The 14,942-nt window shown below is 40.9% G+C and carries 15 protein-coding genes; 10 read left to right on the top strand and 5 right to left on the bottom strand.

The genetic code is table 11. The features are described 5' to 3' along the window. Positions 1-15: 15 nt before the first annotated feature. Entirely contained in the window at positions 16-534 is a 519-nt protein-coding gene (locus tag ACQRBH_RS06210; protein WP_427742431.1) for an ECF transporter S component, read from the bottom strand. A gap of 277 nt (positions 535-811) precedes the next feature. Between ACQRBH_RS06210 and ACQRBH_RS06205 the strand changes: the two genes are divergently transcribed. Next, complete coding sequence (locus tag ACQRBH_RS06205; RefSeq protein ID WP_427742432.1) at positions 812-2,200, top strand: alanine/glycine:cation symporter family protein; 1,389 nt, start codon at positions 812-814, stop codon at positions 2,198-2,200. 42 nt (positions 2,201-2,242) lie between these two features. On the opposite strand, the gene ACQRBH_RS06200 is transcribed toward ACQRBH_RS06205, so the two are convergent. Then, positions 2,243-3,103, bottom strand: coding sequence for a phosphoribosylaminoimidazolesuccinocarboxamide synthase (locus ACQRBH_RS06200; RefSeq protein WP_347376612.1), 861 nt, complete (start codon positions 3,101-3,103; stop codon positions 2,243-2,245). A gap of 388 nt (positions 3,104-3,491) precedes the next feature. Beyond that, a complete protein-coding gene (locus ACQRBH_RS06195) occupies positions 3,492-4,361 on the bottom strand; it encodes a LysR family transcriptional regulator (RefSeq protein WP_427742433.1) in 870 nt (289 codons plus the stop codon). A 181-nt stretch (positions 4,362-4,542) separates the two neighbouring features. Here ACQRBH_RS06195 and ACQRBH_RS06190 point away from each other — a divergent pair, with 181 nt between their 5' ends. The 4 genes from ACQRBH_RS06190 to pfkB all read left to right on the top strand — a co-directional run bounded on the left by ACQRBH_RS06190 (position 4,543) and on the right by pfkB (position 7,466). Next, the gene (locus ACQRBH_RS06190) at positions 4,543-5,208 is read left to right on the top strand and encodes a CatA-like O-acetyltransferase (RefSeq protein ID WP_427742435.1); all 666 of its coding nucleotides are present in this window, start codon (positions 4,543-4,545) and stop codon (positions 5,206-5,208) included. Between the two features lie 25 nt (positions 5,209-5,233). Next, positions 5,234-5,452 carry an aspartate dehydrogenase gene (locus ACQRBH_RS06185; RefSeq protein ID WP_427742571.1) on the top strand — a complete coding sequence of 73 codons (219 nt, stop codon included), beginning with the start codon at positions 5,234-5,236 and terminating at the stop codon, positions 5,450-5,452. Positions 5,453-5,580: 128 nt separating this feature from the next. Beyond that, entirely contained in the window at positions 5,581-6,525 is a 945-nt protein-coding gene (locus tag ACQRBH_RS06180; RefSeq protein WP_427742436.1) for a DnaJ C-terminal domain-containing protein, read from the top strand. Between the two features lie 32 nt (positions 6,526-6,557). Continuing rightward, a complete protein-coding gene (gene pfkB, locus ACQRBH_RS06175) occupies positions 6,558-7,466 on the top strand; it encodes a 1-phosphofructokinase (protein WP_427742438.1) in 909 nt (302 codons plus the stop codon). Positions 7,467-7,501: 35 nt separating this feature from the next. On the opposite strand, the gene ACQRBH_RS06170 is transcribed toward pfkB, so the two are convergent. Continuing rightward, positions 7,502-8,653 (bottom strand): FprA family A-type flavoprotein, encoded by a 1,152-nt coding sequence (locus ACQRBH_RS06170; protein ID WP_427742441.1) that lies wholly within the window; start codon positions 8,651-8,653, stop codon positions 7,502-7,504. Positions 8,654-8,824: 171 nt separating this feature from the next. On the opposite strand from ACQRBH_RS06170, the gene ACQRBH_RS06165 reads away from it, so the two are divergent. The 3 genes from ACQRBH_RS06165 (at position 8,825) to ACQRBH_RS06155 (ending at position 12,293) form a co-directional block, all read left to right on the top strand. Beyond that, complete coding sequence (locus ACQRBH_RS06165; protein ID WP_427742443.1) at positions 8,825-10,141, top strand: FAD-dependent oxidoreductase; 1,317 nt, start codon at positions 8,825-8,827, stop codon at positions 10,139-10,141. Positions 10,142-10,228: 87 nt separating this feature from the next. Further along, a complete protein-coding gene (locus ACQRBH_RS06160; RefSeq protein WP_427761203.1) occupies positions 10,229-11,587 on the top strand; it encodes an MATE family efflux transporter in 1,359 nt (452 codons plus the stop codon). A 19-nt stretch (positions 11,588-11,606) separates the two neighbouring features. Then, positions 11,607-12,293 carry a DUF554 domain-containing protein gene (locus tag ACQRBH_RS06155; protein WP_235232725.1) on the top strand — a complete coding sequence of 229 codons (687 nt, stop codon included), beginning with the start codon at positions 11,607-11,609 and terminating at the stop codon, positions 12,291-12,293. Here the strand turns inward: ACQRBH_RS06155 and brnQ are convergent. After that, the gene (gene brnQ, locus ACQRBH_RS06150) at positions 12,280-13,440 is read right to left on the bottom strand and encodes a branched-chain amino acid transport system II carrier protein (RefSeq protein WP_427742446.1); all 1,161 of its coding nucleotides are present in this window, start codon (positions 13,438-13,440) and stop codon (positions 12,280-12,282) included. The two genes, ACQRBH_RS06155 and brnQ, sit on opposite strands and share 14 nt — an antisense overlap. Positions 13,441-13,650: 210 nt before the next feature. Here brnQ and ACQRBH_RS06145 point away from each other — a divergent pair, with 210 nt between their 5' ends. Both ACQRBH_RS06145 and ACQRBH_RS06140 read left to right on the top strand, forming a co-directional pair. After that, positions 13,651-14,352: a helix-turn-helix domain-containing protein gene (locus ACQRBH_RS06145; RefSeq protein WP_427742447.1), complete on the top strand. Its 702-nt coding sequence runs from the start codon at positions 13,651-13,653 to the stop codon at positions 14,350-14,352. Between the two features lie 18 nt (positions 14,353-14,370). Beyond that, on the top strand, positions 14,371-14,916 hold the full coding sequence (locus tag ACQRBH_RS06140; protein ID WP_427742448.1) for a prolyl-tRNA synthetase associated domain-containing protein: 546 nt from the start codon (positions 14,371-14,373) through the stop codon (positions 14,914-14,916). Positions 14,917-14,942 lie beyond the last annotated feature (26 nt).

Below are 14,942 nucleotides of genomic sequence, written 5' to 3'. Positions count from 1 at the left end.
CTTTTTTTCATTTCCTTAAGCTACCTGTCGAACTTCAGGAATTGCATTCAGGACTGGATACAGAACACAAGAGATAATGAGTCCGCCAACACCTTGAATGATGTTTGCAGGGATGCTGGCGGCAGAAGCTGCGAATCCATATAAAAATACAGCTTCACACAAAAAGTATCCGCCGGCTACCAGCACGATGTCCACTACGCCGCCAAGGATGACAGCTGTGTAGCGACTTTTAGATGTTGTACCTAATTTCTGGTAGATAAGACCGGAAATCAGAGAAATCAATCCCTTGATGACAAAAGTAATTGGGACATATACAAAGTATCCGCCAAGCAGATCCGCCATTGCAGAACCAATGCCTCCCGCAAGAAAGCCCCAGCCTGGACCAAGAAAAACTCCGGCCAGTATCACAATGGCATCACCTGGATGAATATAACCGCTGGTTCCTGGGGTAGGGATACGTATTGACATCGTGGCAACACAGGCAAGAGCAGCAAACAATGCTGTTGTCACGACTTTTTTTAGATTTGAATTCATAAATAAGACCTCTCTTCCTTTTTCTATGATGTACCATACTCTACAACAGTAATGGCATGAAATAAATATCCAGTTAATGTAAAAATTAGCATGCCAGTTTCGATATAGATGTGTTGAATATGTGAAATATGCATATAAATATATTCTATAACGTGAAAAATATATCGAAATTGCATAAAAAATATCAGGTGTGATTAAAAAATATCAATTGTATACAATGATTTCTTTTTATGTTATGTTAAAAAAAACGGTATGAAAAAGAAAGAGAGGAAAATCTATGTTACAAACCATTGAAGCCATTAATTCGGCAATTAACGACTTTGTCTGGGGAGTTCCGGCTATGGTCTGCATTATTGGTGTTGGACTCGTTCTAAGTTTTCGAACAAAATTTATTCAATTTCGAAAATTTGGATATGCGCTGAAGAATTCAATTGGGCGAATCTTCAGCAAAGAGAGGGCAAAAGAAGGAAGTATTACTCCATTTCAGGCAGTTTGTACTGCGCTTGCAGCTACCGTGGGGACGGGAAATATTGCTGGTGTAGCTGGAGCGATTGCAATCGGGGGACCGGGAGCTGTTTTCTGGATGTGGATATCTGCTTTGTTGGGGATGTGTACTAAGTTTTCGGAAGTTACGCTTGCAGTTCATTTCCGTGAGAAAAATGTTGCGGGCGACTATGTTGGCGGACCGATGTATTACATAAAGAATGGTCTTGGAAAGAAATGGTATTGGATGGCGATTGTCTACGCAGCATTAGGTTCCTTAACTGTATTGGGAACTGGTAATGCAACGCAGGTAAATACAATTACAACATCCATTGATTCTGCGCTTCTTAACTATGGGATCATTGATAATGCACAGGTTGGGATGGTTAATCTTATCATTGGTATTTTGATCGCGATTCTGGTAGCAGTTGTGCTTCTTGGCGGAGTAAAGCGTATTGGAAGCGTAACGGAAAAACTGGTTCCATTTATGGCAGTATTTTATATTATTCTTGCAATCGGAGTTGTAATCCTTCATATTGGTGCTGTACCTGAAGTATTCAAATCCATTTTTGTCGGTGCATTTAATCCTTCTGCTTTTACAGGTGGTGTAGTGGGAAGCCTTTTCATCAGTATGAGAAGAGGAGTATCACGTGGTATTTTCTCCAATGAAGCCGGAATTGGTACAGGCTCTATTGCCCATGCATGTGCAGATACTGATCAGCCAGTAAAACAGGGTATGTTCGGAATCTTTGAAGTTTTTGCAGATACAATCGTTATTTGTACACTTACTGCTCTTGTAATTCTTTGCAGTGGTGTTGATATTAATTACGGTGTGGCAGCTGGAGCAGAACTCACAATTTCAGGATTTACAGCAAGTTATGGCAGTTGGGTATCTATTTTTACGGCAATCGCAATGTGCTGCTTTGCTTTTTCAACGATTCTTGGATGGGGACTTTATGGAGCTCGCTGTATAGAATTTGTATTTTCGACAAAGGTCGTAAAACCTTTCTTTATCGTGTATGCTTTGGTAGCAATTATTGGTGCGACTGTAGATTTGGGATTGATCTGGGGAATTGCGGATACTTGTAATGGTCTGATGTCCATCCCGAACTTGATTGCATTGTTCTTATTATCAGGAACGGTTGTGAAATTAGTAAAAGAATATTTCGCAAAAGAAAGATAAAAAAGTACTGGGGACATGGATTTATGTCCCCAGTTATTTTTATTAAAGCTTCTCCCCTGTAAGCATCTCATATGCCTGAAGATATTTATCAATAGTCTTTTCTACGATATCATCAGGAAGTGTCCAATTGTTATCTGGATTTGCTTTCAGCCAATCGCGTGCGAACTGTTTGTCAAAAGATGGCTGTCCGTGTCCAGGCTCATAAGTATCTGCAGGCCAGAAACGGGAGCTGTCTGGTGTCAGCATCTCATCGCCGATTACGATATCTCCATTTTCATTCAGACCAAACTCAAACTTGGTATCTGCAATAATGATACCGCGACTTAATGCGTAATCTGCACATTTTTTGTAAAGGGCGATGGTACAGTCACGGAGCTTAGTTGCATATTCTTCCCCTTTTCCTGGGAAATACTTCTCCAGATGTTCAATACTCTGCTCGTAAGAAATATTTTCATCGTGATCTCCGATTTCGGCTTTGGTGGAAGGTGTATAGATTGGCTCTGGCAGTTTGTCAGATTCTTTTAAACCTTCTGGGAGTTTGATTCCACATACAGTACCATTTTCCTGATAGCTTGCCCATCCGCTTCCGGTGATATATCCGCGAACGATACATTCGATTGGAAGCATCTGAAGCTTCTTGCACATCATGCTGTTGCCATCAAACTGTGGCTGCTGGAAGAACTCTGGCATATCTTTGACATCTGTAGAAATCATGTGGTTTGGAAGAATGTCCTCTGTCAGATTGAACCAGAACTTGGACATCTGAGTCAGAACAGTTCCTTTTTTGGTTACTTCATTGTTCAAAATAACATCAAAACAACTGATACGGTCAGTAGCGACCATGATTAAGCTATCACCGTTATCATAAATTTCACGTACTTTTCCTTCTTTGATAGGTTTCATTTTACATACCTCACTCTATTTATGTAATATTAATACTCTATATAATAGACAAACAGATTTTCAGATAAAAATCAAGATTATTTTTGAATTTTATACAATTTTTTTTGAAAATATTTGATATAGTAAGAAACATTAGAAAATGTAATGTCAGGATGAAAAAGCTTCATTTCACAAATATCAGGAAACGTTCTATACTTTAATCAGAAGGAAACATTAAGTGCTTTGTGGGAGGTGTAGACATGATTGGATGGACAATAATTGCAATTGTAGCTGCATATGGATTTGTGAACATTTTCAACAGCGAAAGACATGCACATTAATTTAAGTTAAGTAGATAAAATGACAACCGCAGGGGAATGGCGGTTGTCATTTTTTGTATCAGTGTGGGTTAATCCAGAAGATAATCTTGTGCATATTTGATAAATATTTTCAAGGCAGGGGACAGCTCATCTGATGATGAGATTGCCATGCCCAGTCGCCGGTAAGCACGTGGCTTTAGCGGACGAGCTTCAAAGTTTCCCATACGTCCTCTAAGAATCATACCGGGTAAAATACTGATCCCAAGATTATGTTCAACCATAGATAGAATGGAAAAATCATTGCTCATGGTGTATTTGATATCTGGTTTTACTTTATATTTTTTCAATAGTCGGTGAACTTCATTGACATAAGTATATTCGGATACTACAAATGGTGTATTCTCGTACCACTCAATGGGAATCTCATCGTATTGCGCAAATGGATGTTCCTTATGCATGACAGCATACATAGGGTCATCAAAGACAGGAATGAATTTATAATTCTGATTCGGCTGATAGCTTGTGAAACCGATATCTACTTTGTGATTCTCGACCCAGTCAGCTAAGTCACGCTCATCTCCTTCAATAATATCAAAAAGAATCTCAGGGTATTCTTTCTGAAAGTTATTAATAATCTCCGGAAGCCAATGGATGGCACAACTAATGTAGGAACCAATCTTTATGGTTCCTTTTTTGGCACCTTTCATAAAAGAAATCTCTTGTTTCAAAGATTCACTGGCAGACAATAGATTACGGATTGCAGGGAGTAATGCTTTGCCTTCGTTTGTCAGAGTAACTCCGTGATGTCTTTTGATGAAGAGTGGAAATCCCACTTCCTGTTCTAAGGATTTCATCATCTGAGTGATTCCAGATTGGGTATATCCAAGGTCTTCACCTGCTTTTGTAAAATTGCCGTAATCTGCAACAGTGAGAAATACCGTTAGCTTTTTCAAATCCATGATGCGGTCTCCTTTGATGAATATTCTGCTATCATACTACAAGTTATTTGTAAGAAAAACAAGATGCATTTGTAGAAAAATCGTGCATTGCGACCGGAGAGTGGTTGAGCTATACTAATACATGTAGAGAAATGTATAGAGTGCAGAAGAGACAATAGATGGAAGAAGTGATGGTGAAGATATGAAGAAGGCATTACCGGCATATGAAAAAATAGATATGGAACATTGGCCACGCAGAGAGCATTTCACTTACTATAGGAATTCTTTGAAATGTGGCTATTCTTTGACTGCGAAGATTGATGTGACGAAGATTCTTCAGTTTGCAAGGTCACATAAAAAGAGATTTTTTGGCTGCTTTTTATATGCGGTTTCAAAGACGGTCAATATGATGGATTCTATGAGGATGATGGTGCCGCCGGAAGGCGGTGCAGGAGTCTGGAAGGTATCTCATCCGAATTTTACAGTATTTCATGAGGATGATGAGACCTTTAGTGATCTGTGGACGGAATACAGGTCGGATTTTTCAGAGTTTTATCAAGGATTTGAAGAGGTCCTCATGAGATATGGGAATCAGCATGGAATTAAGGGAAGACCGGAACAGCCTGCGAACTTCTTCTGTGTCAGCTGTGTTCCGTGGCTTGATTATACCGGATATGCGACCAGCACAGTGGATGCACCTGCACTTTTCCCTATCATTGTATTTGGAAAATATACGGAACAGGGTGGATGTTATACATTACCTGTGACGGTGACCATCTCCCATGCATCGGCGGATGGTTATCATACCAGCTTGTTTTTTAAAAAATTGCAGGAGAATTTGGAGTTGTTTGATGAGTGCGTGGAATAAGCGTTTGGGATGGTGAGATACAATGATTCATTTATTCAAGAAAAAAGAAGTCATACGAAAAGAATATGATGCCAGGAATCAGAAGCCGGTAATCCATTGCAGTATCTGTACCGGAGAGCAGGTGGCAGGATTCAGGGATATTCATACGGGGAAATTTCAGGATATTATGCTGATTCGGGATGAGTCGGATCTGAAAAAATTCAAAGAGATGTATGGTTTAGGTGATATCCCGAAAGAGTATTAAATCTGCTTAAATCGAAAGGAGCTTCCATTTCTTACTTGAAATTCGAAGAAACAAGTGTTATATTACAAGTAGAACAATAAAATATTCTATATATGTATATGAATTTCCAGGAAAGAAAGGTGAGGACAATGGCAGGAAAGAAAGATTATTATGAAGTACTTGGCGTCGGAAGAAATGCAGACGAAGCTACGATTAAGAAAGCATATCGAAAACTGGCAAAGAAGTACCATCCAGATATGAATGGTGATAATCCTGAAGCAGCTGCCAGGTTCAAAGAAGTAACGGAAGCTTACAATGTCTTAAGCGATAAAGAAAAGAAGAAATTATATGATCAGTTTGGTCACGCAGCCTTTGATGGCGGTGGTAATACATCTGATTTTTATAAAAATGGAAATGGCAATTATCAGGAATTCCACTTTGAAGGCGGGAATATGGACGATATTCTCAAGAATATCTTTGGCGGTGGTTTTGGTCAAAGTGGTTTTAGTCAGGGTGGCTTCGGTCAGGGTGGCTTCGGTCGTGGAAATTTTCACCAGAGTAATTTCCGCCAAAAAGGGCAGGATGTATCAGCACGCATAGAAGTAAGCTTTGATGAGGCAGCATTTGGCTGTGACAAGGTTATTCAGTTTCAGAACCCGGATGGCTCGGTTCAGTCGTTGAAAGTACATGTGCCAGCAGGGATTGATACAGGCAAGAAGATCCGGCTTCGCGGACAGGGTATGCCAGGCATGAATGGCGGTGAGGCAGGAGATCTGATGCTGGAAGTAACGGTAGGAAAGAAGCCTGGATATGAGCGCAAGGGTATGGATGTCTATACTACGCTCAATATTCCATTTACAACGGCAGTATTGGGTGGCGAGGTAATCGTTCCGACTCTGTATGGCAATGTGTCTTGTAAGATTCAGGAAGGTACACAGTCTGGCTCGAAGATCCGGCTTCGTGGCAAAGGAATCGTATCTATGAAGAATCCGCAGGTGAAGGGCGATCAGTACGTGACAGTACAGATTCAGGTTCCAAGACACCTGAATCCGGAGGCGAAGCAGAAGCTGCGGGAGTTTAGAGCTGTGGCTTAAGAAGAAAAAGCATAGATTAAGGAGAAACTAAGATGATATATACGGTCACATTTAATCCATCGCTGGATTATATAGTCTCAGTAGATGATTTTCAATTGGGTCTTACAAATCGCACAAGTTCAGAATTGATGTTGCCGGGAGGTAAGGGAATCAATGTATCGACGGTACTGGGGAATCTTGGAATTGAAAGTACAGCATTGGGATTTGTTGCAGGATTTATAGGACAGGAGATTATCCGCCGTATGGGGGAGATGGGAATACGATCAGACTTTATTGTGCTTGAGAACGGAGTATCAAGAATTAATGTAAAGTTAAAATCTATTGACGGAACAGAAATCAATGGTGCGGGACCAGAGATTAGTGAAGAAGCTGTGGATTGTTTGATGAAAAAGTTAGATATTCTCGGAAGAGGAGACATCTTAGTTCTTGCAGGAAGTATTCCAAAGTCCATGCCGGATGATATCTATAGAAGAATCATGAAAAGACTGGATGGACGCGAAGTTATGATCGTTGTAGATGCAACCAAAGACCTGTTGATGAATGTGCTGGAGTTTCATCCGTTTCTGGTGAAACCTAATCATCACGAATTGGGAGAGATCTTTCAGACAGAACTTAAGACAAGGGAGTCGGTGATTCCTTATGCGAGAAAGTTACAGGCAATGGGTGCTGCTAACGTGTTGGTATCTATGGCCGGAGAAGGAGCAGTTCTGATTGCAGCAGATGGAAAGATATATGATGCTCCTGCACCAAAAGGTACACTGGTCAATGCTGTGGGAGCAGGAGATTCCATGGTGGCAGGCTTCCTTGCAGGATGGATAGAACAGAAAAGTTACGAATATGCATTTCGTATGGGACTTGCAGCAGGAAGCGCAAGCGCATTTTCAGAAATGTTAGCGACAAAAGAAGAAATAAAAAAGTTACTTGGGGACGGGGAAAAATGAAAAAACCCCCGTCCCAAATTAAATTTACCGTGTCCCTATTTTAATTCTTCGGCCAGTGCTTCTAATTGTGCACGGCTGTCATCATTCAGTGCTGATAAGATTTTTACTGTTGTGTCGGTGAATGTAAGGTTCTTACTGCCTTCCAGCATCTGTGTCATCTTCTTTGCGGCAGTCGGCGCCCAAGAGCCATTCTCAATCAGACCAACGGTACGGTTCTGGTAATTGCGTTCTGTCAGGTGATTGATAAATTCGCGCATGAATGGGAAGATGTCGTTATTATAAGTCGTAGTAGCGAGTACCAGCTTTCCATAGCGGAAAGCGTCTTCAACTGCTTCGGCCATGTCTTCGCGAGCAAGGTCACATACAACGACCTTCGGGCATCCTTTTGCTTTCAGCATGTCTGCTAATTCTTCAACTGCTTTCTTTGTATTTCCGTAGATAGAAGTGTAGGCAACCATAACGCCTTCTGATTCTACAGAATAAGAAGACCATATATTATAAAGATTCAGATAATATTCCAGATTCTCGGTAAGGATAGGACCGTGCAAAGCGCAGATGGTCTGAATATCAAGTTTTGCTGCTTTTTTCAGAAGGGCCTGAACCTGTGTGCCGTATTTTCCGACGATTCCGATGTAATAGCGGCGAGCTTCACATGCCCAGTCTTCTTCAACATCCAGTGCTCCGAATTTTCCAAAGGCATCGGCAGAGAATAATACTTTGTCAAAGCTGTCATATGTTACCATAACTTCTGGCCAGTGAACCATTGGTGCAGTGATAAATGTTAATTCATGCTTTCCAAGAGAAAGAGTATCCCCTTCCTTTACGACCATTTGATGGTCTTTAAAATCATTGCCAAAGAACTGCTTCATCATGGCAAATGACTTGGCAGTGGCAACGATAACAGTATCTTTATATAATTCCATGAATTTTGCAATATTCGCAGAGTGGTCAGGTTCCATGTGCTGAATGATCAGATAGTCAGGCGACTTTTCTCCGATCACTGCTCTTAAGTTGTTCAGCCATTCTTCGGTAAAATGGGCATCAACCGTGTCGAATACGGCTATCTTTTCATCGACAATCACATAAGAATTATAGGCCATTCCATTTTCGACAACGTACTGTCCTTCAAAAAGGTCAATATCATGGTCATTGACGCCTATATATTTGATATCGTTCGTAATATCCATTGTAATTCGCTCCTTTTCTCAATCATTATGGAACATTATAGCATATGTCATAATAAGCGGGTGTATTTTTTTTCATTCAAGAAAAGATTATATGGATAATCTAACCATATATGCACAGAATATAGCATATCTGTTAAAAAAGAAATTATGATACAAGAGGAGTGAGGGGATATGGAGTCGATCTGGTCAGCAGGTGTAGAGATGCCGCATTTTAAAAGTATAGAAGGAGATATCCAGACGGAGGTATTGATCATTGGTGGTGGTATGGCAGGAATTCTCTGCGCATATTTTTTACAGAAAAACAGAGTTCCGTATGTTCTGGTCGAGGGAAAGACCATCTGCTCGGGGATTACGAAAGATACGACAGCCAAGATTACGGCACAGCATGGTCTGATCTATCATCGTTTGCTTAAGATTGCAGGATACGAAAAGGCAAAGATGTATCTGGATGCAAATCAGTCGGCAGTGCAGCAGTTCGTGAAACTGTGTCATGGGATAAACTGTGATCTTGAACGAAAGATGGCATATGTCTATTCGATAAATGACAGAAAGAAGCTGGAGAAAGAGGCAGATGCCCTTTGCAGGCTTGGAGTGGATACGGATATTTCGGAGAAGACAAAGCTTCCCTTCTATCATGTGGGAGCCGTCGGTCTTGCAGGTCAGGCACAGTTCCATCCTTTGAAATTTGTTGCTGCAATTGCAAAAGATCTTAACATTTTTGAACATTCTTTTGTGACAGAATTAAAGGAACATGAGGCTGTAACGGTAAATGGAAAGATTACATTCCAGAAAGTAATCTTTGCGACGCATTTTCCTATTGACAATAAGCATGGAATGTATTACCTGAAGATGTACCAGCATCGTTCCTATGTGATTGCTCTGGAAAATGGGCCTCAGATAGACGGCATGTATGTGGATGAGGCAATGTGTGGAATGTCGTTTCGTAATTATAAGAATTATCTGTTGATTGGAGGTGGAGATCATAGAACTGGCAAAATGGGCGGCAACTGGGAGGAACTTCGAAAGTTTGCCGGACAGTTTTATCATGACCGGGAAGAACGATTCTGCTGGGCAACCCAGGACTGTATGACATTAGACGAGGTGCCATATATTGGGCGGTATTCCAAAAACTGTGCGGAATATTATGTAGCCACGGGATTTAATAAATGGGGAATGACTTCTTCCATGGTAGCAGCTAATCTACTGACAGATCAGATATTGAATAAAAAGAATCCGTATGCAGCAGTCTTTGACCCGTCCAGGAGCATGCTCAAGCCACAGCTTCTGGTTAATGGATGCACTGCGGTCGGAAATCTGTTAAGAATATCCGAAAAACGTTGTCCACATCTGGGTTGTGTACTGAAATGGAATGCGGTAGAACACAGCTGGGATTGCACATGTCATGGTTCCCGCTTCGACGAAGATGGGAAAGTTCTTGATAATCCGGCCAATGGAAGTCTGAAGGAGGTGACGGGAAAACAAAATTAATATAATGCTTTACAAATACTTCTCAATGGTGATATGCTGAATAGCATGATATTAGCAGATAAACATTAAAATAGGAAGTAATGAATTATGAGAAGTAAAGATAAGAAAGAAATATCATTTGTAGAGGGCCCGGTGTTCGGGTCTTTGATTCGTTTTGCACTGCCTGTGCTTGGAGCATTGATCTTGCAGGCGGCATATGGAGCAGTGGATCTGCTGGTGGTCGGCAGATTCGGAGATGCAACGAGTATCTCAGCAGTAGGAACCGGAAGTGCATTTATGCAGATGGTGACATTTATTATCACCAGTCTTGCCATGGGCTCAACGGTAATTATCGGACAGCATATTGGAGAGAAGAAACCGAAAGCGGCCGGCGATGCTGTTGGAACAACCATTATATTATTTACTGTATTAGGAATTGTGTTGACGGTTTTACTGGAGGCATTTGCAGGAAATATTGCCGGGCTACTTCAGGTTCCTGCGGAATCTTTTGATAAGACGGTTCTCTATATTCGTGTCTGTTCAGCTGGAATTGTAATCATTATTGCGTATAATGTTATTAGTGGTGTTCTAAGGGGAATCGGCAATGCGAATCTTCCGTTTCTCTTTGTTGGAGTTGCCTGTGTCGTAAATATTATCGGAGATTTGGTGTGCGTTGGGGCTTTACATATGGATGTAGTCGGTGCTGCACTTGCGACAGTGACTGCACAGCTGGTATCAGTAATCATATCTTTGATCGTGCTTCGCAGACAAGACATGCCAATCTCTTTTTCCCGTCAGCAGTGCAGGGTATATCCAAGAGAGTTAAGAAGAATCCTGAATGTCGGCGTTCCAATCGCTTTACAAGAGACGATGGTACAGATCTCTTTTCTGGTGATTAATTCTATCATTAATAATATGGGCTTAATGCAGTCGGCTGGATATGGTGTGGCACAAAAGCTGATTTCTTTCATTATGTTGGTGCCGTCTTCTGTGATGCAGAGTGTCTCGGCTTTTGTGGCACAGAACATTGGAGCAGGACAAAAAGCAAGAGCGAAAAAAGGAGTGCGCACGGCTATGGTTACTGGCTGTATATTGGGAATATTCATTTTCCTGGCCGGATTCTTCGGAGGGACTGAAATGTCTTCGTTATTCACCAATGATATGCAGGTCATCCTGCAGAGCGCGGATTATCTGAAAGGATTCTCGGTAGACTGTCTTTTGACCTGTATTTTATTCAGCAGTATCGGATATTTTAATGGATGCGGTAAGAGCATACCGGTTATGATACAAGGAATTACAGCTGCATTTTGTGTCCGTATTCCAATCTCTATATTTATGGCAAGCCTTCCGAACACATCTCTGATGATGGTCGGTCTTGCAGCGCCAATATCAACAGTATATGGAATCATCTTCTTTATCATTTGCTTTGCATTGGAGAGAAAAAAGGAACATAACAGAATAAGATAAGAAAGGAACGAGAAATAAGATGTTAGGGACAATTGTGAATACTGGGACAATTCTTGTAGGGAGTGTTGCAGGAAGCGTATTGAAAAAGGGAATCGGAGAAAAATATGAAAATGCAATGTTTCAGGCCTGTGGACTTGCGGCTTTTGGAATTGGAATTAATGCAGTGGTATCCAATATGCCAAAAAGTGAATACCCGGTACTCTTTATCGTAAGCCTTGTATTAGGAAGTCTGATCGGAGCCAAATTGAACCTGGATGAACGGTTCAATCGCTTTGTGGACAGTCATTCCAAAGGGAATCTTGCGCAAGGACTCACAACGGGTATCCTGTTGTACTGTATCGGTTCATTGTCGATTGTAGGTCCGGTAATGAGTGCTCTCTATGGAGATAATACATATCTGTTTACCAACGCATCATTAGACCTGGTGACAAGTACAGTGCTGGCATCGACCTATGGAATTGGGATGGCACTTGCAGCAGGGGTTCTGTTCTGTTGGCAAGGCAGTATCTTTCTGCTCACGAAATATCTGTCGGCAAGTTTTTTCTCTGATGAGATGGTAGCAGAATTATGTATAGTCGGTGGTTTCTTAATTATGTGTACCGGCTGCAGTATCCTGAATATTAAAAAGTTTAAGACGTTGGACATGCTGCCGGCATTATTTGTACCGATTCTCTTTTTTGTATGCAAAGAGATTATAGGATTCTAAGACTTAGCAGACTGATGCAAAATACCCCGAAAACGGTAAATCGATAGAACATATCCTTTGTAATACGTTTTTGGAACAATCCAAGGAATACCAGTAAGATTAATACCGGATAGAGGATACTTAAGATCGGGGAAGCAAGTTCCAGAATCCGGCTGATTCCAAAGTTTGAGATGATACAGCTTGTGCCTGCAAATAAAAATACAAATGTACGATAGCTGATGTGGCCTTTTGTCTGCTTCTCAAAAAAGGAAGCGGCAGATGATAACAGACCGATCGCAGGTGTCATACAGGCAATACAGACCAGTATTCCCAGAAGAATCATTCCTTTTTTTCCTAAGAGGGACTTAGTGATTGCGATTAATAGTACAACCCGGTCAGTATCTGAAGGGTAGATACTGGATACGGTTGCTCCCAGATATGCCAGACCTCCATATACAACGAAAAGAATAACGGCAGCAATGACTCCGGACCGGGCAATCATATCAAATTGTTGTTTGGTGTCAGTGTAATGTTTTTGTTGCAGTGTAAGTAAAATAGAGGCAGAGAATATCATGGCAGCCATCACATCCATCGTCTGATAACCAGCATTAACACCGACCGCTACTGCGCTCTGCATAGAGGCAGAAGCATCTATAGAACCAAGGGGTGACAGAATTCCTTTTACAATAAGTATCAGCAGTGCCAAAAGAATCAAAGGTGCAAAGACAGTTCCAATAATATCAATGACTTTAGACTGTTTCAGGCAGAATAAAACGACGATTGCAAAAAAGAGAATAGAAAAATATTTCCCGTCAAAGGACGGAAAGAATGGTGCTATCGAGAATTCATATGCAGTCGCGGCAGTACGTGGAATGGCAATCAATGGACCCAGGCAGAGTGCATTCAGTGTCAGAATCAGGCAAGAAGGGATCCTGCCCAGTCGTTCTGTAATTCCAGAAGCTCCTTTCCCTAATTTGGCAACAACGAGCAGTGTTAGAATACTTAATCCCATGTCCATGAACATAAAACATAAAAAACTTAAAAACCACTTTTGGCCTGTGATCAGTCCAAGATAAGGTGGAAAAATAAGATTCCCAGCGCCAAAGAACATGGCAAATATTGCAAATCCAATCACGAAGGTGTCTTTATATTGTCTTTGATTCATCATAATTTCCTCAGTATCTTTCCTTTAATATGATATTATTTTAACGTGAATAAAAGTGCCCGGCAAATTGATGAAAGTGTCTTGACAGGAAACTTTTTTCGTGTTTATGTATTAAAGAGAGACTTTTTCTGTAAATCATTAGTAAAAAAGTGATTTCAAATAAATTTGGGATATATTTCATAAAAAAAGTGATTTGTAAGAAACGGAGAGGTTATGAGTATTGACAAACGAGTGGGGAAAAATATTAAGAAATACCGTCTGGCATATAAGATGACTCTGGAAGAGCTGGCAAAGCAGATTCATAAGAGCAAATCTACAATCTCAAAATATGAAAAGGGTCTGATATCGCTGGATATGGCCACTTTGGAGGAAATTTCACAAGTGTTGAAGGTTGCTCCGTCACAGCTTCTGGCAGCAGAGGAAGATGAGTTTCATGATGAAGAGCTGGAAGGAGAATTTTTTGATCGGCAGTATATGTATTCTTACGATGGAAGAAGTAAGAGAATCTTGAAAAGTATCATAGAGCGATACATATTGTCTGATTTGGGGCAGATGAGAATTCAGTTGTTTTATGATGTGAAGGATGTGCAGAATCCAGGAGACTGTAAAGCTTTGTATGCAGGGATGAGCAGAAAATATGAATTTATAGAGAATTATACACTTCAGAATCAGAATAATCCTACAGAACAGGTGTTGATCTGCTGCATTAACAGCCTAAGCCTTACAAACCGTAAGCTTGGAATGCTTACAGGTCTATCGTATAAGACGATGCTTCCGGTGGCAATCAAGGTAATGATTGCATCCTCTGTACTTAAGGAAGACAATGAGTTGATTGAAGGATTAAAATTAACCAAAGAAGATATAAAGATTTCCAAAAAATATAATTTATTTACGATTGATCAGTTCATGGAATAACGATTCAGGAGGAAAGAGATGGAATTATATGAAGGACGCCCGGTGAATACAGATGGACGAAAAGAAAAAGAAATCAAAGTATATGATGTGTTGGATGCTGCAGGAATTTCCTATGTCCGCGTAGACCATCCTCCAGTTGCTACGATTGAGGCATGTATGGGAGTAGATGAGGCACTTGGGATCGAGATCTGCAAGAATCTGTTCCTGTGCAACCGCCAGAAGACCGCATTCTATCTGCTGGTAATGCCGGGAAAGAAGTCACTGCAGACAAAGGAATTATCGAAGCAGATTCCTACATCCAGATTGTCTTTCGCATCGGCAGAAGATATGGAAAAATATCTAAATGTTACACCCGGTTCGGCAACCATTATGGGATTGATCTTCGACCCGGAGAACCGTGTACAGCTGCTGGTAGATGAAGAAGTGCTGCAAGATGAAGAATTCGCATGCCATCCTTGTGTGAACACATCCAGTATAAAAATGAAGACAACAGATGTATTCGGAAAATATCTGGAATTGGTACATCATGATTATATAAAAGTTGCGCTGACGGATGGGAATTGATAACTCTACTAGCAGTAGGATGAATT

Source organism: Bariatricus sp. SGI.161 (genome assembly GCF_050313695.1).
Lineage (GTDB): Bacteria > Bacillota > Clostridia > Lachnospirales > Lachnospiraceae > JAFBIX01.
Note: the sequence above shows the minus strand (reverse complement) of the source record. Positions and strands in the feature narration are given on the sequence as shown.

Bases quoted from the DNA above. Each gene is read 5' to 3' on its own strand.
- ACQRBH_RS06195 (WP_427742433.1), bottom strand. From the start codon at position 4,361: ATGGATTTGAAAAAGCTAACGGTATTTCTCACTGTTGCAGATTACGGC.
- ACQRBH_RS06170 (WP_427742441.1), bottom strand. From the start codon at position 8,653: ATGGATATTACGAACGATATCAAATATATAGGCGTCAATGACCATGAT.
- ACQRBH_RS06190 (WP_427742435.1), top strand. From the start codon at position 4,543: ATGAAGAAGGCATTACCGGCATATGAAAAAATAGATATGGAACATTGG.
- ACQRBH_RS06155 (WP_235232725.1), top strand. From the start codon at position 11,607: ATGTTAGGGACAATTGTGAATACTGGGACAATTCTTGTAGGGAGTGTT.
- brnQ (WP_427742446.1), bottom strand. From the start codon at position 13,440: ATGATGAATCAAAGACAATATAAAGACACCTTCGTGATTGGATTTGCA.
- pfkB (WP_427742438.1), top strand. From the start codon at position 6,558: ATGATATATACGGTCACATTTAATCCATCGCTGGATTATATAGTCTCA.
- ACQRBH_RS06160 (WP_427761203.1), top strand. From the start codon at position 10,229: ATGAGAAGTAAAGATAAGAAAGAAATATCATTTGTAGAGGGCCCGGTG.
- ACQRBH_RS06210 (WP_427742431.1), bottom strand. From the start codon at position 534: ATGAATTCAAATCTAAAAAAAGTCGTGACAACAGCATTGTTTGCTGCT.
- ACQRBH_RS06180 (WP_427742436.1), top strand. From the start codon at position 5,581: ATGGCAGGAAAGAAAGATTATTATGAAGTACTTGGCGTCGGAAGAAAT.
- ACQRBH_RS06200 (WP_347376612.1), bottom strand. From the start codon at position 3,103: ATGAAACCTATCAAAGAAGGAAAAGTACGTGAAATTTATGATAACGGT.
- ACQRBH_RS06205 (WP_427742432.1), top strand. From the start codon at position 812: ATGTTACAAACCATTGAAGCCATTAATTCGGCAATTAACGACTTTGTC.
- ACQRBH_RS06145 (WP_427742447.1), top strand. From the start codon at position 13,651: ATGAGTATTGACAAACGAGTGGGGAAAAATATTAAGAAATACCGTCTG.
- ACQRBH_RS06140 (WP_427742448.1), top strand. From the start codon at position 14,371: ATGGAATTATATGAAGGACGCCCGGTGAATACAGATGGACGAAAAGAA.
- ACQRBH_RS06165 (WP_427742443.1), top strand. From the start codon at position 8,825: ATGGAGTCGATCTGGTCAGCAGGTGTAGAGATGCCGCATTTTAAAAGT.